This window comes from Achromobacter sp. MUI-25009338, assembly GCF_057359325.1.
In genome coordinates this window covers 201206-222001 of the sequence record NZ_CM170627.1, presented here as the reverse complement: position 1 = coordinate 222001, position 20796 = coordinate 201206, and the positions used below count along the sequence as shown (strand labels likewise).

At 64.5% G+C, this 20796-nt stretch carries 21 protein-coding genes; 7 read left to right on the top strand and 14 right to left on the bottom strand.

Annotation, left to right across the window (positions count from 1 at the left end; all coding sequences use genetic code 11):
* Positions 1–205 precede the first annotated feature (205 nt).
* The 4 genes from AC1IQ6_RS01040 to AC1IQ6_RS01025 are packed head-to-tail and all read left to right on the top strand — an operon-like array spanning position 206 to position 5040.
* Entirely contained in the window at positions 206–1123 is a 918-nt protein-coding gene (locus AC1IQ6_RS01040; RefSeq protein ID WP_485865663.1) for a phosphoribosyltransferase-like protein, read from the top strand.
* 2 nt (positions 1124–1125) lie between these two features.
* Positions 1126–3003, top strand: coding sequence for an ORC-CDC6 family AAA ATPase (locus AC1IQ6_RS01035; RefSeq protein WP_485865662.1), 1878 nt, complete (start codon positions 1126–1128; stop codon positions 3001–3003).
* Positions 2996–3967 carry a hypothetical protein gene (locus AC1IQ6_RS01030; protein ID WP_485865661.1) on the top strand — a complete coding sequence of 324 codons (972 nt, stop codon included), beginning with the start codon at positions 2996–2998 and terminating at the stop codon, positions 3965–3967. The genes AC1IQ6_RS01035 and AC1IQ6_RS01030 overlap by 8 nt, the downstream gene beginning before the upstream one ends.
* On the top strand, positions 3967–5040 hold the full coding sequence (locus AC1IQ6_RS01025; protein ID WP_485865660.1) for a methyltransferase: 1074 nt from the start codon (positions 3967–3969) through the stop codon (positions 5038–5040). The genes AC1IQ6_RS01030 and AC1IQ6_RS01025 overlap by 1 nt, the downstream gene beginning before the upstream one ends.
* Before the next feature lie 466 nt (positions 5041–5506).
* Here AC1IQ6_RS01025 and glmS read toward each other — a convergent pair whose 3' ends face one another.
* On the bottom strand, positions 5507–7339 hold the full coding sequence (glmS, locus tag AC1IQ6_RS01020) for a glutamine--fructose-6-phosphate transaminase (isomerizing) (protein WP_102773081.1): 1833 nt from the start codon (positions 7337–7339) through the stop codon (positions 5507–5509).
* A gap of 151 nt (positions 7340–7490) precedes the next feature.
* Here glmS and AC1IQ6_RS01015 point away from each other — a divergent pair, with 151 nt between their 5' ends.
* The gene (locus AC1IQ6_RS01015) at positions 7491–7979 is read left to right on the top strand and encodes an Lrp/AsnC family transcriptional regulator (protein ID WP_102773080.1); all 489 of its coding nucleotides are present in this window, start codon (positions 7491–7493) and stop codon (positions 7977–7979) included.
* A 9-nt stretch (positions 7980–7988) separates the two neighbouring features.
* On the opposite strand, the gene AC1IQ6_RS01010 is transcribed toward AC1IQ6_RS01015, so the two are convergent.
* The 6 genes from AC1IQ6_RS01010 to AC1IQ6_RS00985 form a co-directional block, all read right to left on the bottom strand.
* A complete protein-coding gene (locus tag AC1IQ6_RS01010) occupies positions 7989–9047 on the bottom strand; it encodes a glycosyltransferase family 4 protein (protein ID WP_102773079.1) in 1059 nt (352 codons plus the stop codon).
* Positions 9044–10366 carry a UDP-glucose dehydrogenase family protein gene (locus AC1IQ6_RS01005; RefSeq protein ID WP_485865659.1) on the bottom strand — a complete coding sequence of 441 codons (1323 nt, stop codon included), beginning with the start codon at positions 10364–10366 and terminating at the stop codon, positions 9044–9046. Before AC1IQ6_RS01005 ends, AC1IQ6_RS01010 begins: the two co-directional genes overlap by 4 nt.
* A 91-nt stretch (positions 10367–10457) precedes the next feature.
* Entirely contained in the window at positions 10458–11837 is a 1380-nt protein-coding gene (locus tag AC1IQ6_RS01000; protein ID WP_102773077.1) for an MFS transporter, read from the bottom strand.
* Positions 11837–13210, bottom strand: a complete 1374-nt coding sequence (gene glmU, locus AC1IQ6_RS00995; protein ID WP_102773076.1) for a bifunctional UDP-N-acetylglucosamine diphosphorylase/glucosamine-1-phosphate N-acetyltransferase GlmU — start codon at positions 13208–13210, stop codon at positions 11837–11839. The genes AC1IQ6_RS01000 and glmU overlap by 1 nt, the downstream gene beginning before the upstream one ends.
* Before the next feature lie 67 nt (positions 13211–13277).
* Positions 13278–14012, bottom strand: coding sequence for a PhaM family polyhydroxyalkanoate granule multifunctional regulatory protein (locus tag AC1IQ6_RS00990; RefSeq protein WP_102773075.1), 735 nt, complete (start codon positions 14010–14012; stop codon positions 13278–13280).
* Positions 14013–14054: 42 nt separating this feature from the next.
* The gene (locus AC1IQ6_RS00985) at positions 14055–14720 is read right to left on the bottom strand and encodes an outer membrane lipoprotein (protein ID WP_485865658.1); all 666 of its coding nucleotides are present in this window, start codon (positions 14718–14720) and stop codon (positions 14055–14057) included.
* Positions 14721–14852: 132 nt separating this feature from the next.
* On the opposite strand from AC1IQ6_RS00985, the gene AC1IQ6_RS00980 reads away from it, so the two are divergent.
* Complete coding sequence (locus AC1IQ6_RS00980) at positions 14853–15071, top strand: DUF3717 domain-containing protein (protein WP_111826183.1); 219 nt, start codon at positions 14853–14855, stop codon at positions 15069–15071.
* Here AC1IQ6_RS00980 and AC1IQ6_RS00975 read toward each other — a convergent pair whose 3' ends face one another.
* From AC1IQ6_RS00975 to AC1IQ6_RS00955, 5 genes are all read right to left on the bottom strand, one after another.
* Positions 15072–15677, bottom strand: a complete 606-nt coding sequence (locus AC1IQ6_RS00975; RefSeq protein WP_485865657.1) for an SCO family protein — start codon at positions 15675–15677, stop codon at positions 15072–15074.
* A gap of 17 nt (positions 15678–15694) precedes the next feature.
* The gene (cyoE, locus tag AC1IQ6_RS00970) at positions 15695–16588 is read right to left on the bottom strand and encodes a heme o synthase (protein WP_102773071.1); all 894 of its coding nucleotides are present in this window, start codon (positions 16586–16588) and stop codon (positions 15695–15697) included.
* Positions 16589–16601: 13 nt separating this feature from the next.
* Positions 16602–17642, bottom strand: coding sequence for a COX15/CtaA family protein (locus AC1IQ6_RS00965; protein ID WP_479730783.1), 1041 nt, complete (start codon positions 17640–17642; stop codon positions 16602–16604).
* Between the two features lie 161 nt (positions 17643–17803).
* Positions 17804–18379, bottom strand: coding sequence for an SCO family protein (locus tag AC1IQ6_RS00960; protein ID WP_102773516.1), 576 nt, complete (start codon positions 18377–18379; stop codon positions 17804–17806).
* A 57-nt stretch (positions 18380–18436) separates the two neighbouring features.
* A complete protein-coding gene (locus tag AC1IQ6_RS00955) occupies positions 18437–19246 on the bottom strand; it encodes an SURF1 family protein (protein WP_111826185.1) in 810 nt (269 codons plus the stop codon).
* A 36-nt stretch (positions 19247–19282) separates the two neighbouring features.
* Between AC1IQ6_RS00955 and AC1IQ6_RS00950 the strand changes: the two genes are divergently transcribed.
* Complete coding sequence (locus tag AC1IQ6_RS00950; RefSeq protein WP_102773069.1) at positions 19283–19483, top strand: twin transmembrane helix small protein; 201 nt, start codon at positions 19283–19285, stop codon at positions 19481–19483.
* Positions 19484–19657: 174 nt separating this feature from the next.
* On the opposite strand, the gene AC1IQ6_RS00945 is transcribed toward AC1IQ6_RS00950, so the two are convergent.
* Both AC1IQ6_RS00945 and AC1IQ6_RS00940 read right to left on the bottom strand, forming a co-directional pair.
* Positions 19658–20533 carry a cytochrome c oxidase subunit 3 gene (locus tag AC1IQ6_RS00945; RefSeq protein ID WP_102773068.1) on the bottom strand — a complete coding sequence of 292 codons (876 nt, stop codon included), beginning with the start codon at positions 20531–20533 and terminating at the stop codon, positions 19658–19660.
* A gap of 38 nt (positions 20534–20571) precedes the next feature.
* Entirely contained in the window at positions 20572–20796 is a 225-nt protein-coding gene (locus AC1IQ6_RS00940; RefSeq protein ID WP_102773067.1) for a DUF2970 domain-containing protein, read from the bottom strand.

Below are 20796 nucleotides of genomic sequence, written 5' to 3'. Positions count from 1 at the left end.
AACCTACGGGGCCGACCGCTGCTGCTATGGCCGCGCAGCTGCCCAAACGACCTTCGACAGGTTTGCGCCGGGGGCATCTGGATGTCACTGGGGCTAACGCCACGCGGTTTCGACGTAAAATGTCACATCAATCATGGGCACACGTTCACGTCTTCGACCGTCGAGCTCTATCCGCGACTATTGCCAGAACTAAAAGAGGTCACCTGTGCCTGTTGAACTTCCCCCTACCGTTGCAGAAAACTGGAAGTTCTTCGTCAATGCGCAACTGTGGCCACGGGCGGCTAGATTTGACCCAAGAGGTTGGTTAGAGAACTTCGAAAAAGGCGATCAGAAGTACGCTATACGGCTATTGGAAGGATTCACGTATTTCTCAAGTGAGTTGGTGGAGGCGCTCTTCTGCGGTGCATTTCAAAATCTTTCACAGTTAGTTGTGCAGAATAAGGATAATTATTTCTCCGCCAGCACCCAGTGGAATCAGTTCGTCGAATCAGCCCTTGTGGTTCGCGTTGAAGGGCACCATAGCAGCGATGCCGATAGCGGTTTCATCTTTACTCGGATAGCTCGGGATATTATCGGAGTGCAAGAGGAGCAGATTCTTCCGCCCGCCAAAGCGTTGGAACGACTGCGGGCAGCGCCTCGGGGAAATGTGATATTCGTGGACGATTTTGTCGGGTCCGGCGAACAGTTTGAGAACACGTGGACTAAGATTCACCAGCTTTCGGACTTTGCAACAGGCTCATTCAAATCGCTCGTCGCGACTATCGGATCTCATTCGGTGGGCTTCTATTACTGTCCTTTGGTCTGCACCGAAGTAGGACGCAAACACATCTCCGCAACATGCCCCCTGGTGAAAGTTGTGCCTGCCCACGTACTCCCAGATACTTACAGTGCTCTTTCGGACAACTCTGTCATTTGGCGCGATGACATGCGAGTCACCGGACCCCAGTTCGTAGAGCGCGCAAGCAATAAAGCAAGAATTCCTTTTAGAGATGGTCAGGAGGGATGCTGGAAGGGTTATCGAAAGCTTGGGTTGGCTCTCGCTTTTGCACATGGCTGGCCGGACGCAATCCTACCTATATTTACGCATCAAGAGAACGGCTGGAAGCCGCTCCTAAAGAAATAACCATGACTAACGAGACCGGCCATATCAACAAACTCAGCACGGTGCTCGGCCTATACAAGGCCGAGTGGCTTCGCGGAAAGTTGTTCGACCTGTTTACCGAACCCGGCTATTTCGATGAATTGAAGATGAATCGGCCGTGTGTGCTCATCGGTGGGCGCGGAACGGGCAAGACGACTGTGCTTCAAGGGTTGTCGTATCAAGGACAGTTCGCATTCGCCAACTCGGATAAGAGCGTCATTGACACCTGGCAGTTCTTCGGCCTCTATCACCGAGTCAACACCAATAGAGTAACGGCGTTTCGCGGCCCAGAGTTGAGCGAGGAAAGGTGGCGCGCCTGCTTTGCACACTATCTCAACCTGTTGTTCTGCACGCAACTTCTAGAGTTCGCATGCTGGTACGAGCTTCATACAGAACGAAGCCTTTCGCTTTCAGTAGCAGATTTGGCGGCGTTTCGCGCCACTCTTAACCTGCAGTCAGAGGGTGGACTGGCGGAGTTGGCACAAGAGGTTCGCGTTCAAGTTCTGATGTTCGAGTCGTCTATCAACTGCATCGTCGATGCTCCACCGCCCTTCTTATCGATGCAGGCGGCCCCGGTAGACACTCTCGCGAGCGCTCTGCTCAGTTCTCCCGCCCTAGCCGGTAAGCAGTTCTTTTTCCTCATCGATGAGTTTGAAAACTACGAGGATTACCAACAGCGGGTTCTAAATACCATCATCAAACACGCGCCAAGCTCATACACTTTCAAAGTTGGGGTTCGAGAGCTAGGGTGGCGTGAACGATCGACCTTGAACGCGAACGAGCAACTGACGTCGCCAGCAGACTATGCGCGGATCTCGATTTCGGAACGGCTTACTGACTCCCGCTTTAAATCCTTTGCGGAGCAGGTGCTTTCCGTCCGCTACCAGAATACTGTTGAGCTATCTACTGGCGCCGCAGATTTTCCTGCACTGTTCCCGAAGTTGAGCGAGTTGGAAGAGGCTGAAAGACTGATTGACAAGGCTCAGGCGGCTCGTGTACGCAAGGCGATTGAAAATGCAAGTTCGCCGGGACGTAGAGAGGCTGCACAGGCACTTCCGATCGGCGTGCAATATTTCTTGGATTATTGGTCAAGTGCCCATCCCGATACGACGCTTGGCGCCGAAATAGACTCGTGGCTCGACGGGAAAGCAGCCAGCAAGGACCGCTTTGACAACCACTTCCATGCATCGCTCTTTGCCATCCGCCGAGGCAAGCGAGGTATCCGCAAGTACTACAGCGGTTGGGACGTGTACCTTGCCCTTTGCGAAGGCAACATTCGATATCTGCTGGAGCTTGTCCACTCGGCGCTGCTTCTTCACATAGAAGAGGGCCGCACCGAGATATCGCCTATTAGCGCTGAGATCCAGACGCAAGCCGCCCAAGCAGTGGGCAGGAAGAACTTGTCTGAACTAGAAGGTCTCAGCGTGGACGGCGCTCGACTAACAAAGCTGCTGCTGAGCCTAGGACGGGTCTTCGGCGTGCTTGCCGAATCGCCGGCCGGGCATACCCCAGAGGCGAACCAGTTTCACCTGCGCGAAGAGGTTGCACCAGAAAGCGATGTACGCGCGACAGAGCTACTCAAGCACTCCGTAATGCACCTGGCGCTGGTCAGGTATGCTGGCAGCAAGTTGTTGGATGAACGAGATACCAAAGCCTATGACTACATGATTCATCCGATCTTTGCTCCATTCTTCGTCATCAGCCATCGAAAGAAGAGAAAGATTCTGCTGTCGAGTGCCAATCTATTAAGCTTGGTGGATCGGCCCAGAGAGGGTATTGAAGCGGTGTTGAAGCTGAATAATAGGCCTTCCGAAGCAGAACTCCCCGATCAACTCCAGTTGTTCGGCGATTTTTATGCATGACAAAAAGCACGAACCGATATTGACTGACACATTCGAGTCGGTCACTCTCTTCACGCCAGTGGCTGGGAGCGCATACATCTATCGGGTTAGCAACGAAGACAGGAGCAACCATGCAGCGAAATGGCGCCAAACTTGCACCAACGTGAAATTCATCGAGGTCACTGCGGAGACCGTCTCGGGATTTGAGGTGGCTGGCTTCAGCGAGCGCTTCCTTCTCAGAAGCGCGGCATCCCTGGAGAGGCTGCTCGCTCCGCTCGGTACTGGTCGGGTTCTCTACGTGGACATTACGGGGCTTAGCCATCCGACGTGGGCGGCTCTGATTCGTGCTGCTACGACTGCCCGCATGGAAGTGCGCGTTGTCTACGTGGAGCCGAATCGTTACAAGCGGAGTGCAGCGCCGATGGAGGGGCAAATCTACGATCTCAGCGCGCGCATCGCGGGCATCGCACCGATGCCTGGGTTCGCAACGATTGCGACTTCTGACGATTTCGTGTTTGTGCCATTGCTGGGCTTTGAAGGTGCGAGGTTTCGACACGTCATCGAACAGGTTCAACCAAGTCACGAACGGATAGTCCCGGTGGTTGGCATACCTGGGTTTAAGCCTTGGTACGTATTTGAAACCTATATGGGCAACAGAGCCGCTCTGGAGGAAACCGGTGCCTGGGAGCAAGTCCGATATGTTCCCGCAAACTGTCCTTTTAGCTGCTTCTACTTGTTGCAGAGACTGGCCCAATTTAACCCTGTTGCCGTTTTGAAGGTGGCAATGATCGGGACAAAACCGCACGCGTTGGGTGCCGTGATGTTTGCTCTCACGTCGCCCAGCCGCATCGAGCTCATTTACGACAATCCGATTCGCAAGGAAGGCCGCACTGACGGTCAGGAGAGGCTTCTTGTCTACCACGTGGGCGCGATTACCGCCGGGGCGGCCGTAATTCCGGCAGGCGTACAGGCTGCACGTCAATAATGGACCGTTTCTACACATCGCCCGAATTGGCGGACACATTGGTTAGTCTGGCGAGAAAGCGCCGCCGTGCCATCACAGTGGCCGACTTCGCTTGTGGGGAGGGCAGCCTGCTCTTTGCTGCTGAAAGACGATGGCCCTTAGCGTCGATGATAGCGAACGATATCTCTGCGTACGCAATAGCCAGTATTCGAAAGAATCGGCCGCAGTGGAAAACCTCATGTGCGGACTTTTTGAATCCTCGCTCAGTCAGGTCCTCCGCACTTCGGCAGCACGTCGGAAGCGTCGACCTGATACTACTAAATCCTCCCTTCTCCCGTAGAAATAGGCGCACCTATAACATCGTCTTCGGCGACGAGAAGCTGCAGGCCAGCATTGCACTCGCGTTCATTCTCAACAGTCTTCCGTTTCTTCGGCCGTCGGGAGCTATCCTGGCAGTACTACCCGACGGGTGCCTCATAGGGACGTACGATGAACCGGTCTGGAGAGCTCTCCGAACCTACTACGAAATAGAGGTAATTCGCGACAACGCGCGGTCTGCGTTCCACGGCGTGAGAGCCCGCACGTGCCTTGTTCGGATGACCAAATTAGAAAAGCAAGTAGCGCTCGTTCCTAGCGCCGTAGATAAGGCAGAGCTTCGGATTTTGCGGGGCCAAGTCCAAATGCACTCTCGAAAAACAGTTTCCACCAGGCAGGGCCAACCCTTGGTGCACACGAGTCATTTGACGGATGGCGTTGTAACGGATTCGGGTGAATGTGTCGAAGGTCGCGTTGTCACAGGCCCTGCTTTATTGTTTCCACGGGTCGGACTCATCACACCCGGAAAGCTATGTGTGCTGGGCGCGGATCGCCGCGTAGTCCTCTCGGATTGTGTTCTGGCAGTGACCTTAGAGTCTGTGGCGGAGGCGAAAGCCCTGAGGCGCCGGATTTTAACGGAATGGCCGGCTTTTGCTTCAGCGTATCGAGGTACTGGCGCTCCGTACATCACACTTGAGCGAGCATCAGCTGTGCTCTCCATGATCACGGGAGCTCGGCGCTTCGCTCCCAGGGAGTCTCAAATAGCGCAGTTGGCCTAGCGGTGGGTTCTAAGCATTGAAAAGCGCCTCCTTGGCTTTGCATGAAGTCATTGCAAGTGGTCGCGCTGCCGATCAGGCCACTTCACGTGTTAGCCTGAAATAGGCCCACGAGCAGTGGTCCGTCGAACAAAAATGTTCGGACGCGCAACCGAATGGTGGCTTGCGCTGCGTTGCTGCTATAGAAAAACCAGGATACCGAACTTCCGCTTTGGGTCGAAGGCGGGCATTCGAGATGGAGCAGTAAGTCCTTAGTCGATCAAAAGCCCCAAAAAATTCGCCGGGCGGAATACGCAAACAGCCTCCAGCCAACGCACATCCGAGCTTGTACTTCGCTACTTCTAAGCCCTAGTCACCGGCAAAGAAGAAGGCCGCCTTAAAGGCGGCCCAAAAATCACGAAATAACCAACTTCAAACGCAGAAAACGTTTTTCGCCGAGACTTGTCGAAATACCGGCTTTATCCCCGCCTCACTCCACCGTCACACTCTTAGCCAAATTACGCGGCTTATCCACATCAGTCCCCCGGGCGCAAGCCGTGTGATACGACAGCAGCTGCAGCGGCACCGTGTGCAGGATGGGCGAGAGCTTGCCGTAGTGTTCGGGCATGCGGATCACGTGCATGCCTTCGGCGCTTTGGATCTTGCTGTCGGCGTCGGCGAAGACGTACAGTTCGCCGCCGCGGGCGCGCACTTCCTGCATGTTGGACTTCAGCTTTTCCAGCAGTTCGTCCTTGGGCGCGATGGTGACCACGGGCATATGCTCGGTCACCAGGGCCAGCGGGCCGTGCTTGAGTTCGCCGGCCGGGTAGGCTTCGGCGTGGATGTAGCTGATTTCCTTGAGCTTGAGCGCGCCTTCCAGGGCGATCGGATAGTGCATGCCGCGGCCCAGGAACAGGGCGTTTTCCTTGGAGGCGAAGCGGTCGGCCCAGGCCATGATCTGGGGTTCGAGCGCCAGCACCGAGCCGATGGCCACCGGCAGGTGGCGCAGCGCCTTCAGGTGTTCGGCTTCCTGCTCGTCGCTCAGGCGTCCGCGCACCTGCGCCAGCGCCAGCGTCAGCAGGAACAGCGCGGTGAGCTGGGTGGTGAAGGCCTTGGTCGAGGCCACGCCGATTTCGACGCCGGCGCGGGTGATGTACGACAGCTTGCACTCGCGCACCATGGCGCTGGTGGACACGTTGCAGATGGTCAGCGTGTTTTCCATGCCGAGCGAGCGGGCGTGCTTGAGCGCGGCCAGCGTGTCGGCGGTTTCGCCGGACTGCGAGATGGTGACGACCAGCGAGCGCGGGTTGGGCACGCTGTCGCGATAGCGGTATTCGCTGGCGATTTCCACGGCCACCGGGATCTTGGCGATCGATTCGATCCAGTACTTGGCGGTCAGGCCGGCGTAGTAGCTGGTGCCGCAGGCCAGGATCAGCAGGGAGTCGATGTCCTTGAAGATCTTGTAGGCGTCGTCGCCGAAGAGTTCGGGCGTGATCGCCTCGATGTCCTGCAGCGTGTCGCCGACGGCGCGCGGCTGCTCGAAGATTTCCTTCTGCATGTAGTGGCGGTAGGGGCCGAGCTCGGCCGCGCCGGTGTGCACGTGCACGGTGTGGACTTCGCGCTGCACGTTCTTGCCGGCGGCGTCGACGATCCAGACGCGCGCCAGCTGCAGGTCGACGACGTCGCCGTCTTCCAGGTAGATGATCTGGTCGGTCGTGCCGGCCAGGGCCAGCGCGTCGGAGGCCAGGAAGTTTTCGTTCTGGCCCACGCCCACCACCAGCGGCGAGCCCTGGCGCGCGCCGACCACGCGGTGCGGTTCGTCGCGGCAGAACACGGCGATGGCGTAGGCGCCATGCAGGCGGCGCACGGCGTTCTGCACGGCTTCGAACAGGTCGCCGGCGTACAGGTGGTTGACCAGGTGGGCGATGACCTCGGTGTCGGTCTGGCTCTCGAACACGTAGCCCACGGCCTGCAGCTCGGCGCGCAGTTCGTCGTGGTTTTCGATGATGCCGTTGTGGACCAGCGCGATGCGCGGCTCGTCGTTGCCCAGGTGCGAGAAATGCGGGTGGGCGTTGTGGGTGGCGGGCACGCCGTGGGTGGCCCAGCGGGTGTGGGCGATGCCGGTATAGCCCTGCAGCTTGTCCTGCTCGACCTGGGCGGCCAGCTCGGAGACGCGCTGGGTGCTGCGCGTGCGGCGCAGGTGGCCGTCGGCGTAGACGGCGACGCCGCAGGAGTCATAGCCGCGGTACTCCAGGCGCTTGAGGCCTTCGACCAGGATCGGGGTGATGTCGCGCTGGGCGACGGCGCCAACAATGCCGCACATAGGAGGAGCTCCGGAAAGTTCAGGTACGGACGCATTGTGCTCGCGACGGCAAGAAATTTGATTTCTTTATCTGGCTATATATGTAAGTTAATTCCCTTACATATTTGTGATTAAATTATCTTTCGTATAGACGACGATTTTGAAATTAATCATGCAAAACCCGCCGATTACGCTGCCTGAGCTGGACGATCTGGACCGGCGCATTCTTGAACAGTTACAAGAAGACTGCTCGCTGACCAACCAGGACCTGGCGCTGCGCGTGCATGCCTCGCCGCCGACCTGTCTGCGGCGGGTGCGCCGGCTGGTGGACGAAGGCGTGATCGACCGGCAGGTGGCGATCCTGGCGCCCGAGAAGCTGGGCAGCACGCTGACGGCCATCGTGGAAATCACGCTGGACGTGCAGGCGGCCGAGCGCCTGGACGAGTTCGAACAAAGCCTGCAGGCCGAGCGCGCGGTGCTGCAGTGCTACCGGGTCTCGCCGGGGCCGGATTTCGTGGTGATCGCGCAGGTCCGGGACATGCCGGCCTATCACGCGCTGGCGCACCGGGCGTTCACCGCCCAGGCCAATGTGCGCAACGTGCGCACGTTCTTCTCGGTGCATCGCGCCAAGTTCGAGACGCGCATCGACCTGCGCGCCTGAACGCGGGCTTCAGCGGCGCGCCAGCAGGCGCTCGAACTGCGCCAGGTAGCGGTTGCCCATTTCCTGCACGTCGTGCTCGCTGCGCACGTATTCGTAGGCGCGCTCGGTGACTTCCTGGCGGAAGGCCGCGTCGTCCAGGCAGCGCGCCATGCCCTGGGCCATGGCCTTAAAGTCGCCCACGGCGACCAGCACGCCGCGGCCGTCGGCCAGGCTTTCCTTCAGGCCGCCGGCGTCGGTGGACACCACCGGCACCCGCTGCAGGAAGGCGTCGAGCACGCTGCTGCCCAGGGCTTCTTCCTCGGAGCTCATGACGAACACGTCGAGGATGCTGTAGAAGTCTTCCACGCCCTTGCGAAAACCCGCGAAGCGGTAGACGTCCTCGATGCCCAGCCTGCGCGCCTCGTCTTTGGCCTGCTGTTCGCGGTCGCCGCCGGCGCCGAAGTGCAGGAACACGAAATCGCGGCGCGTCCTGGCCAATTCGCCCACGGCGCGCACCAGCGTCACCGGGTCCTTGTCGCGGATCAGCGCGGCCGAGGTGGCCATGACCTTCTTGCCGTCCAGATCGAATTCGCGCACCAGGCCGGCGACGTTTTCGGCGTCGATCCGGTGCGGCTCGACGGCGCTGCGGATGATGACGGGTTCGATACCCAGGCGGCGCGGCTCGCCCGCGGCCATTTCGCTGATCGCCACGAACAGATCGGCGTGGCGCCATTTGAAGCCGGTCTTCCATTCGTCGCCGGGCTTGACCGCGAACGAGGTGCGGCGCGAGAACGCCACCGGGCGGCGGTGCAGCCATTTGGTCAGCACCGCCCAGGTGATGGTGTTGGCCGTCTGGGCGTGGACGATGTCGTAGCGCCCGGCCCCGGCCAGAAAGGCCAGCTGCCCCGGCACATTGCGGCAGGTGTGGGCGATGAAGCCTTCCTGGCGGGCGCGCTCGGCCAGCGGCGCGCCCTCGCGGCACATGACTTCGACTTCGTGGCCGGCCTTGCGGAACGCGCGCATGCAGTACAGGGTCTGCCGTTCGCCTCCGCGCCAGCCTTTCTCGAAGTTCAGCTGCAGGATTTTCATGCGCGCCCGATGCCGGAGTACTGGAAGCCCATCGCGCGCACGTCGGCCGGCGTGTACAGGTTGCGGCCGTCGATGATGAGCGGCGTCTTGAGCAGGGATTTCACGCGATCGAAGTCGGGCGCGCGGAACACTTTCCATTCGGTGGCGATGAGCAGCGCGTCGGCGCCGTCCAGCGCGTCGTACATGTCGGTGGCGAAGGTGACGCCGGACTGGCCGGCCAGCACGCGGGCGGCCTCGTGCATGGCCACCGGGTCGTAGGCGCGCACTTCGGCGCCGCGCCGCGTGAGTTCGGCGATCGCGGTCAGGCTGGGCGCTTCGCGCATGTCGTCGGTATTGGGCTTGAACGACAGGCCCCACAGCGCGATCCTGCGCCCGCGCAGGTCTTCGCCCAGGTGGCTCACCAGCTTCTCGGAGAGGCGGAATTTCTGCGCGTGGTTGGCGGCCTCGGCCGCCTCGATGACGCGCATCGGCAGCGCGTTCTCGGCGGCGGTGTTGACCAGCGCCTGCACGTCCTTGGGAAAGCACGAGCCGCCGTAGCCGGCGCCCGGATACAGGAAGTGGTAGCCGATGCGCGGGTCGGCGCCGATGCCGCGGCGCACCTGCTCGATGTCGGCGCCCAGCGCCTCGGCCAGGTTGGCCATTTCATTCATGAACGAAATGCGGGTGGCCAGCATGGCGTTGGCGGCGTACTTGGTCAGTTCGGCCGAGCGCACGTCCATCACCATCAGGCGGTCGTGGGTGCGCTGGAACGGCTCATAGATGCGGCGCATCACGCCGATCGTGTATTCGTCGTCGGCGCCGACCACGACGCGGTCGGGGCTCATGAAGTCGTTGATGGCCGCGCCTTCCTTGAGGAATTCCGGGTTGGACGCGACGCTGAACGGAATGTCCACGCCGCGCGCGGCCAGTTCCTGCGCGACCACTTCGCGCACCTTGTCGGCCGTGCCCACCGGCACGGTGGACTTGTCCACGATCAGCTTGCGCGCCGTCATGTGGCGCGCGATGTTGCGGGCGGCGGCCAGCACGTACTTCAGGTCGGCCGAGCCGTCTTCGCCCGGCGGGGTGCCCACGGCGATGAACTGCACGTCGCCGAAGGCCACGCTTTGCGCCACGTCGTCGGTGAAATGCAGCCGGCCGGCCTGCACGTTGCGGCGCACCAGGTCTTCCAGGCCGGGCTCGTAGATGGGGATGCCGCCGCGGCGCAGCAGGGCGATCTTGTCGGCGTCGAGGTCCAGGCACATGACGTCGTTGCCCATATCGGCCAGGCACGCCCCCGACACCAAACCCACGTAACCGGTACCCACGACCGTGATCTTCATGCCTGCACACCTTAAAAATGGACGAGTCCCGCGCCCGGCATCGGCAGCCGGGCGCAGGCCGCCATTATAGAAGCGGCGCGGGGCCGACGCCCTACAGCTTGGCGAAGCGCACCGTATTGACCACCACCGCCAGGCCGGCGCAGATCATGCCCAGCACCAGGGCCAGGGCCGGACCGTGGGCCAGGCTGATGCTGAACGCGATCGCCACCAGCGCGGTGCCGAAGCTCTGGCCGAACACCCGGGTGGTGGCCTGCAGGCCGCCGGCCGCGCCGCTGCGCGAGCGGGGCGCCGACGACAGCAGGGCGCGGTTGTTGGGCGTCTGGAAGAACCCGAAGCCGACGCCGGCCACGAACATCCCGAGGATGACCGGCCAGTTCGAGACGCTGGCCGGCAGCACGGCCAGCCACAGCATGCCGATGACCATGGTGGCCGCGCCCACGCCGCTGAGCGTGGCGGCCGAGTAGCGGTCGGACAGCCGTCCCGCCACGGGAGCGATGATGGCGGTGCCCACCGGCCAGGCGCCCATCAGCATGCCGACCTCCAGGTAGGGCCGGCCCAGCACCTGCTGGAAATAGAACGGCAGCGACACATACGACGCCATCTGCGCCGCGAAGGTACAGGCCGAGGCCGCCACGGCGAAGGCCAGCGGGCGGATGCGCAGCAGGTCCACCGGCACCAGCGGCGCGGGCTGGCGGCTGGCGCGGCGCACCAGCAGCAGGCCGACCACCGTGGCGATGGCCACCAGGCCGATGCCGCGCAGCAGATCCTCGCCCATCATGTCCACGCCGGAAATGAAGACGCCCAGGGTCAGCATGCACAGCAAGGCGCTGATCCAGTCCAGCTTGACGTCGTTGCGCGGCACTTCCGGCAGGTGGCGTAGCCCCAGCATGGCCAGCACGCAGATGGGCAGGTTGACCGCGAAGATCCACGGCCAGGGCGCCACCGAGAGAATGGCCGAGCCGATGGTCGGCCCCAGCACCGACATGATGGCCACGGTGGTGGCGTTGATGCTGATGCCGCGGCCCAGCAGCTTGAGCGGATAGATGTTGCGCACCAGCCCGCCGAACATGCACATCAGCGTGGCCGCGCCTATGCCCTGGAACACCCGCGCCGCCGTCAGCTGCCACAGCGTGCCGGCCAGGGCGCAGCCCAGCGAGGCCAGCGTGAACAGCGCCAGGCCGAAGGAGAACATGCGGCGGAAACCGATGCGCTCGGCCAGCGCCGACAGCGGCAGCAGCATGGTCACCACGGCCAGGTTGTAGGCGTTGACGATCCAGACCGCCTGGGCCGGCGAGGCATTGAGATCGACTGCGATGGTGGGCAGCGCGACGTTGGCGATGGTGGTGTCCAGCACCGACAGGCTGATGCCCGTCATCACCGTTGCCGCGGCCCAATAGCGCCGCGGCGTCGGCAGGCCGTCGGGCGGGGCGGGCTTGGCGCCGCCGCCCGGCGCCCGGTCTTGCTGTTCCATCACGATTTCTTGACCGGGCGCTGCCAACCGTCGATGGTGAGCTGCTTGGGACGCGAGACGGTCAGCTTGTCGGCCGGCGCGTCGCGCGTCAGCGTGGTGCCCGCGCCCAGCGTGGCGCCGCGGCCGACGCGCACCGGCGCCACCAGCTGGGTGTCCGAGCCGATGAAGGCGTCGTCCTCGATGACGGTGCGGTGCTTGTTCACGCCGTCGTAGTTGCAGGTGATGGTGCCCGCCCCCACGTTCACGCGCGCGCCGATGTCGGCGTCGCCGATGTAGGCCAGGTGATTGGCCTTGCTGTCCTCGCCCAGCACGCTTTTCTTGATCTCGACGAAGTTGCCCACGTGGCTGCGGTCGCCGAGCTCGGCGCCGGGGCGCAGGCGCGCATACGGGCCGACGCGCGCGTCGCTGCCCACCAGGGCCTGCTGCAGGTGGCTGAAGGCCTCGATCTGGGTGCCCGCGCCGACGCTGACGTCGCGCAGCACGCAGTGCGGGCCCACGCGCACGCCGTCGGCCAGCGTCACGCTGCCTTCGAACACGCAGCCCACGTCGATGAACACGTCGCGCCCGCAGGTGAGCGTGCCGCGCACGTCGAAGCGCGCCGGATCGGCCAGCGTGACGCCGGCTTCGAGCTGGCGGCGGGCCTGCTCGGCCTGCCAGCGGCGCTCCAGTTCGGCCTGCTGGACGCGGCTGTTCACGCCCAGCGTCTCCCAGGCCGCGCCCGGCTGCGCCGCGCCCACCGGCACGCCGTCGGCCACGGCCAGGCCGACCGTGTCGGTCAGGTAGTACTCGCCCTGGGCGTTGTTGTTGTCGATGCGGGACAGCCAGTCCTTGAGCCTGGCGGTGGGCGCGCTGAGGATGCCGGTGTTGACTTCCTTGATGGCGAGCTCGCCTTCGGAGGCGTCCTTGTGCTCGACGATGCGGCACACGTTGCCGGCGGCGTCGCGCACGATGCGGCCGTAGCCGGTGGAGTCCGCCAGCACTTCGGTCAGCACGGCGGCGCCGGCGCCGCGGGCCTGCAGCAGGCGGCGCAGCGTGTCGGGCTGCACCAGCGGCACGTCGCCGTACAGCACCAGCGTCACGTCGTCCTGGCCGCCGCCTTCCAGCAGCAGCGGCACGGCCTGCTGCACCGCGTGGCCGGTGCCCTGCTGCGGCTGCTGCAGCGCGAAGTGCAGGTCGGGCTGTCCTTCGAAAGCCTGCTTGACGCGATCCGCGCCGTGGCCGACCACGACGATGATGCGCGCCGGCTCGAGCGCGCGCGCGCTGTCCAGCACGTGGGCCAGCATGGGCTTGCCCGCCAGCGTGTGCAGCACTTTGGGAAGATCGGACTGCATGCGTTTGCCCAGTCCGGCGGCGAGAATCACTACGTTAAGCATAAGTTCCACGGTGTTGAGACGGCCCGGCGGCCTGGCGGCCGGCCGGGGCATCGATTGAAAGAGAGGGCTAGCTCGCGCCAGGCCCGGTTTTCTTGGCGGCCTTGGCGCCGCGGGCCGCGGGCTTGCGCGCCGCCGGCTTGGCGGCGCCCGCCTCGGGCGCGGGTTCCTGCGGTTTGGCCGGCGCGGGCGCGGCGGCGGGCGCGGCCGGCATGGAAGCGGCGGTGGCGGCCGCGATCTGGTTGAACTGCTGCTGCAGCAGGTCCCACCAGGCCTTGGAGGCCGACTGGGCCGCCGCGCCCATCTGCTCGCTCATGCCCGGTGCGCTGGCGGGCGCCTCGTCGGCCGCCGCCTGCGCCTGCCCGTCCTTGGCGCCGGCGCTCTCCGGCGCCTTGGCCGCTGCCGGCTTGGGCGCGGGCTTCAGCCCCAGCACCACTTCCAGCGGCGAGGCCGCGCCGCTGGCGCGCACGGCCGCCATGTCCATGTTGGCCGCGCTGTCGACGAAGGCGCGCAGCGTGCTGATGGTGGAGCGCTGCACTTCCATGCCCTGGATCGTGCTGGAGAGCATGCTCAGGTTCATGCGCAGCCAGTTTTCCACCGAGCGCAGTTCGGCGATGCGGCGGTCCAGGTCTTCGAGGTTCATCGGGGGAGCCATGGGCAGGCTGCTGGCCAGGCCGCCGGGCCCGGTCAGCCCGGCCCAGGCCTGGCGCATCATTTCCATGCTGGCCAGCAGCGGGTTGCCCGACAAGTCGGAATGCTGGCCCATGCCGGGCAGGACGAACGGGTTGGATTGTTGGTCGCTCATTCCTGGTCTCCCCAAAGACGGATGATTAGGCTCGCGCCGGGCTCATCCCGGCAGCAGCTGATTGTTTTCCACGCGCACGTGGTCGCCCGAAGCGAACGCGAACGGCTGGGCGCTGCGGAACTGGCGCTTGCTGCCGTCGTTCATGCGCACGGTGAGCTCATAGTGCGTCACCGTTTGTTGCTGTCTGATATTACGCTCAACTTCACGGCCTGCCAAAGCGCCGCCGACCGCGCCCAGCACGGTCAGCGCGGTCTTGCCGCTGCCGCCGCCGAACTGGTTGCCGACCACCCCGCCGGCCACGCCGCCGGCGATGGTGCCGACCAGATGGTTGCTATCGTCCTTGGCCGGCACCTGCACCTGGCGGATGGTTTCGACCACGCCGCAGTTGGCGCAGGCCTGCTTGGCGGGCGCGGGAGCGGGAGCGGGCGCCGGGGCGGGGGCAGGACGGGCCTTGGGCGCAGGCGCGGGCTGGGACGGCGTCTGGGCCGCGGCCTGCGCCGATTCGGCCGGCAGCGGGGCCAGGTTGGCGCCTTCCGGGCCGGCCTCGGCCACCGGTTCGTCGGCATGCGGATTGGCCGAAGGCGTGGGCAGCCAGCCCATCACGGCGGCCACGCCGACCGAGCACATGACGATGACGGCGATTGCGGCGGCCGCGACCAGCGGATGCAGGCCGCGGCGCGGAGAGTCGATTCGGGTAGGGGTACTCATGACGATGCTCCATCGTTACTAACCGGCAGTGGTATAGCACCCGCCCGCGGTTTCGGCATGTTGCGATGGTGACGCTTCTTTGCAGCCCGGCGCGCCGGTGGACAGCGCAGGCCAATCGTGGACAATAGGTCCATGGACTCCGTCATCACCCTGCCCCAGCTCGAACAGGCGATCAATTACTGGCGCAACGTATCGCCCTCGGTCGGCGACGAATGCCGGCTCTGCCCCGAGGCGGCCGCGCTGGCGGCGCCCTACGCGCTGATGATCATGGCCCACCGCCGCGAGATCGCCACCGCCGAACTCGGCGAGGCGGCGCGCGCCGCGCTGGACGGCTGGGCGGCGACGCTTTAGTTACTGCTTCAGCAGCGCCTGGATGTCGTGGGCCAGCGCGTCCACGCCGAGATTGTTGTTGGCCAGCACCCGCGATTCGCCCTTGCCGTCGAACAGGTAGAAGGCGGCGGTGTGGTCCATGGTGTAGCCGCCGTCCTTGGTGGGCGCCTTGGCGTAATAGGCCTTGAACGACGCCGCGGCCTTCTTGACCTGGTCCGGCGTGCCGGTCAGGCCCAGGAAGCGCGGATCGAAGGCGGTCACGTATTGCTTCAGGACCTCGGGCGTGTCGCGCTCGGGATCGACCGAAATCAGCAGCACCTGGACGCGGTCGGCGTCAGGCCCCAGCTTTTTCATGACTTCGCCCAGTTCGGCCAGCGACGTGGGGCACACGTCCGGGCACTGGGTGAAGCCGAAGAACACCACCACGACCTTGCCGGCGAAGTCGGACAACTGGCGCGTCTTGCCGTTGAAATCGGACAGCTCCATGCCACGGCCCAGCTGGGTGCCGCTGATGTCGCTGCCCTTGAAAGCGGGCGCGCTCTCGCCGCAGGCGGCCAGGGCGGCGGCGAAGGCGGCGGCTGCGCCCAGTCGCAGGGCCAGCCGGCGGCTGGCGGAAAACACGGACATCGACAACCTCCAGGACATCAGCGCAGCAGGCCGACCCAGTGGTCCGCCAGCAGGGCGCCGAACAGCAGCGCCAGGTAAAGAATGGAAAAACGGAACATGCTGCGCGCCAGCTCGTCGCTGTAGGCGCGGTACAGCCGCCATGCATACGACACGAACATGCCGCCCAGCGCCAGCGCGCTGGCCAGGTAGAGTTCACCGCTCATGCGGATGGCGTAGGGCAGCAGCGTGGTGGCCATCAGGGCCACGCTGTAGAGCAGGATGTGCAGGCGCGTGAACTGGTTGCCGTGCGTCACCGGCAGCATGGGCAGGCCGGCCTTGGCGTAATCGTGGTTGCGGTACAGCGCCAGCGCCCAGAAGTGCGGCGGCGTCCAGATGAAGATGATGAGGACCAGGACCCAGGCCTCGGCCGGCACGGAATCGGCCACCGCGGCCCAGCCCAGGGCCGGCGGCATGGCGCCGGACAGCCCGCCGATGACGATATTCTGCGGCGTACGCGGCTTGAGGATGACCGTGTAGATGACGGCGTAGCCGACGAAGGTGGCGAAGGTCAGCCACATGGTCAGCGGGTTGACCAGGTGGTACAGCACGAACATGCCGGCCCCGCCCAGCAGGCCCGACAGGCTCAGCACCTGGAACGCCGAGATCGTGCCGCGCGCGGTGGCGCGGCGCGCCGTGCGCAGCATGCGCGCGTCGACTTCCTGTTCGATCAGGCAGTTGATGGCGAAGGCGGCGGCGGCCAGCAGCCAGATGCCGATGGTGCCGAACAGCACCCGGCGCATGTCGGGAATGCCGGGCGCGGCCAGGAACATGCCGATCACGGCGCAAAACACCGCCAGCTGCGTCACGCGCGGCTTGGTGAGGACGAAATACTGGCGGAGCAATCCGGATTGGGGAGCGGCAATACTGGTCATGATGAGCCCTATTTTAAACGCGCACCAAATCGGGGCCGTAATTCCCCGCCGGCGCACGCCCTGCCGTGGACAAACGCACCATCAATACGACCGCGGCCAGCGTCAGGCCGGCGGCGCCGCCGTTGTGCAGCACCGCGATCAGCAGCGGCCACTGGAAGAAGATCGTGGTCAGGCCGGTCAGCAGCTGCGCCGCCAGCAGCGCCAGCATCAGCGTGGCGGGGCCGCGCAGGCCGGGCTCGGCGCGCAGCCGCCAGGCCAGCGTGCCGAGGTACAGGAACACCACGAAGGCGAAATTGCGGTGGACCCAGTGGATCGCGGTGAGCGCCGGCTGCGAAATCATCTCGCCCGAGGGCAGCTCGCCCAGCGCGCGGATCACCGAATAGCCGCCGCGGAAGTCCATTTCGGGCACCCACTGGCCGTGGCACATGGGAAAGTCCATGCAGGCCAGCGCGGCGTAGTTGGTGCTGACCCAGCCGCCCAGCGTCACCTGCACCAGCAGCAGGGCGAAGCCCCCGGCCACCCACGGCCTCCAGCGCGCGGCGGCCGCCGACAGGGCCAGGTGCGGACGCTCGCGCGCCGACAGCCAGGTCATCAGCGCCAGCACCGACAGGCCGAACACCAGATGCGCGGTGACGACGGCGGGCATGAGCTTGTGGGTCACGGTCCAGGCGCCGAACGCGCCCTGCACGCAGACGGCCACCAGCGTGGTCACGGCCAGGGCCGGCGAACGGCCCAGTTCGCGGCGATAGCGCCAGGCCATGTAGACGATGCCGATGATGAGCATGCCCAGGATGGAACCGACATAGCGGTGGATCATCTCGATCCAGGCCTTGGACAGCGTGACGGGACCGAAAGGCATGGCCTGCGACGCTTCATGGATATCGCCCATGGCGCCCAGCGGCGTCACGCTGCCGTAGCAGCCCGGCCAGTCGGGACAGCCCAGCCCCGAATCGGTCAGGCGCACGAAAGCGCCGAACATGATGAGGTCCAGCGTCAGGAACCAGGTGAAAAAAACCAGCTTGCGATAACGCGTCCGAAGGCGTTCGATATCCATAAAAACAATAAAAAAACGGCAAAAAATCAAATTACGCGCCACAAAACCGCACGCCGCATCAAACCAACGCCCCACAACCCAGGCCGCACGGATCCGGCTCCGCCGGTCCGTAGCGGCGCCCCCCTGGGGGGGAAGCGCCAAAGGCGCTTCGGGGGGGGGACCTACCCTACTCTTGAGTTATAGACCAGTTTGCTGATGTCCTTGCGGACCTTCACCCCGTCGGCCTCGGCCGGGAACTGCATCATCAGGTTGCCCAGCGGATCGATCACCCAGATCGGGTCCTGCAGGCCGGGCTGGCCGGCGGCGCGCTCGCGCGCCAGCAGGAAGCGCGCCAGCTGGTCGGGGTCGGCGCGCACCATCACCGTGCCCTTGTAGGCCTCCAGCACTTTTTCCGGCACCGGCGCGTCGTCGGTGATGAACCAGATGCGCGCCAGGCGCTCCACGTTCTTGCCCTGGCTGGCGTGGCTGTTGCGCGTGATGAAGAGCTTGCGCGCGCAGCTGTCGGGGCAGGCGCCGCCGTCGGCGGCCACCAGCAGCCATTTTCCTTTCAGGCTCTGCAGGTCGAAGGGCCGGCCGTCCAGCGTGGTCAGGCGCAGTTCGCCGGCCGCGGGCATGGGCCGCTGCGGCTCGATGAGCGCGCCGTAGTTGCTGGACTCGGCGGGCCACCACTGCGGGTTCATGTACACCACGACGGCGCCGACGATGGGCGCCAAAGAGCACAGGAACACCAGCAGCATGGGCAGCAGCGAACGCTTGCCTGCGGGCCGGTTGGAAGAAATGTCGCGAGCCACTTTTTATCCTGTGTTGCGGGTTGCGGATGAGCGCCTCATGCGGCGGATGGCGCCCCCCAGCACCACCAGCCACGCGATGGCGGCGATCGAGGCGAAAGCGAACCACTGTACGGCATAAGAGGTGTTCTGCTGGAAATCCACCGAGGGCTGCGGCCAGTCGCGCACCAGGCCGTCGCCGGCGCCGTCGTCCGACTGCATCAGCACCGTGGGCAGCAAGGCCAGGCCGGTCGCCTTCGCGTATTCCTCCAGCGGCAGGTTCTGCACCTGCGGCGCCGCGCCGCCCGCCGCCGGCAGCGCGGCCGGCAGGGCCGACTCGTCGGACCCGCCCAGGGACCAGATCTCGAACAGCCGCGGCACGCGCGGCGAAAGTTCGCCCGCCACGGTCTGCGGCCCGGCGGGCGCGGCGGGCAGGTCGGGCTGCGCCGGCCCCTGTCCGGGCGCGGCCATGACGCGCGGCAGCCAACCGCGCAGCACCAACACGGCGCGGCCTTCGGGGCCGTCGAGCCGCAGCGGCGTGGCCAGCCAGTAGCCGGGCTTGCCGTCCTGGTTGCGGTTGTCCAGCAGTACACTGAATTGCGGCAGCCACACGCCCGTGGCCCGCGCGGCGCGCCATGCCGTCATGGCGGCGGGGTCGGTGGCCGGCGTCAAGGGCAGCGGCGCTTGCTTGCGGCCGGCCTCGATAGCCGCCAGAATGGCGCGTCGCTCGTCGCCGCGGCGCAGCTGCCATTGCCCGAGCGACGCCAGAACCACCACGGCGGCGCCGAGCAGCAGCAGGGCAGCTACCGTGTTGCGGGTTGAATGCGGTCGGGCCATCTTTCTTCAATAACTCTGATTTGTCCGGAGACCACCATGCGCGTTTTCGTCGTCCTGGCCTTTATCGGTATTCTGGCCAGTCTGGCATCCGCCCTGGTCTACCTGATGCGGGACAAAGGCACCACCAACCGCACGGTGAACGCGCTGACGGTACGCATCGGGCTGTCCGTGGCCCTTTTCCTGTTCGTGCTGTTCGCCCACCACATGGGCTGGATCGAGAGCACAGGCCTTAGATAGGCCTGGCCTGGCGAGGTTCCCCGCCGCCGGGCGGCCGTCGACATGACGGCATGACGACACGACGGCGTAGGATGGGTGCCGCGCGAGAATTCTTAAGCAAGAACTCAACCCCCCAACGCGCAACCCATCAGCCGACGCCAGCCGCCATCTCCCGCGGCCAGCGCACTCCCCACCTCAGAACCAATACACAAACAAGTACAGCCCCAGCCACACCACGTCCACGAAGTGCCAGTACCACGCCGCCCCTTCGAACCCGAAGTGGTGGTCGGCGGTGAAGTGGCCGCGGATCAGGCGCACGAGGATCACGGTCAGCATGGTCGCGCCCAGCAGCACGTGGAAGCCGTGGAAGCCGGTAAGCATGTAGAACAGCGAGCCGTAGGCGCCGGAGTTGAACTTGAGGTTCAGCTCGGTGTAGGCATGGTGGTATTCATAGGCCTGGCAGGCGACGAAGACGAAGCCCAGCACGACCGTGGCCAGCAGCCAGAAAATGGCCTTGCCGCGGTGGTTTTCGCGCAGCGCGTGGTGGGCGATGGTCAGCGTGACGCCGGAGCTCAGCAGCAGCGCGGTGTTGATCGTGGGCAGCCAGAAGGGGCCGACGGTCTGGAACTGCTCGACCACGCCGGCCGGGCCGAAGTTCGGCCACACGGCCTGGAAGTCGGGCCACAGCATCAGCCGGTGGTCCATGTCGCCCAGCCACGGCGTGGTGACGGTGCGGGTGTACCAGAGGGCGCCGAAGAACGCCGCGAAGAACATGACTTCGGAGAAGATGAACCAGCTCATGCCCCAGCGGTACGAACCGTCGATGCGCTTGCTGTTCAGGCCGGACTCGGATTCCTGGATGGCGTCGCCGAACCAGAAGTACAGCACCGAGATCAGGCCGACGAAGCCCACCAGCAGGGTCCATTTGGCCCAGCCCACGCCGTTGAACCAGGCCGTGGCGCTCAGGGCCATCACGAGCAGCGTCACGGCCGTGCGCACGGGGTGACCCGAGTCGGCGGGCACAAAGTAGTACGGTGCCTCTTTACCTTGAACCGAGTGGCTTGCACTCATGGCTTTCTCCCTGGTACAGATTTATAGAATCAAGTGAGTCAAGTCAGGCTGGAAACGGCCCAACGCACAATTAATACCAGCACAGTAACGAAGATGGCCGCTGCCAGCAGTCCGCCCAGGATCACGTGGACCGGGTTGAGCTTGGCGATGTCCTCCCGGTGGCCCGCCCCCTTGCGGACCCCGAAGAATCCCCATGCCACCGCCTTCATGGTTTGCAGGAAGCTCAGCTTGCGCTGGGCGGTCTCGCGCAGGTCGTCGCTCAT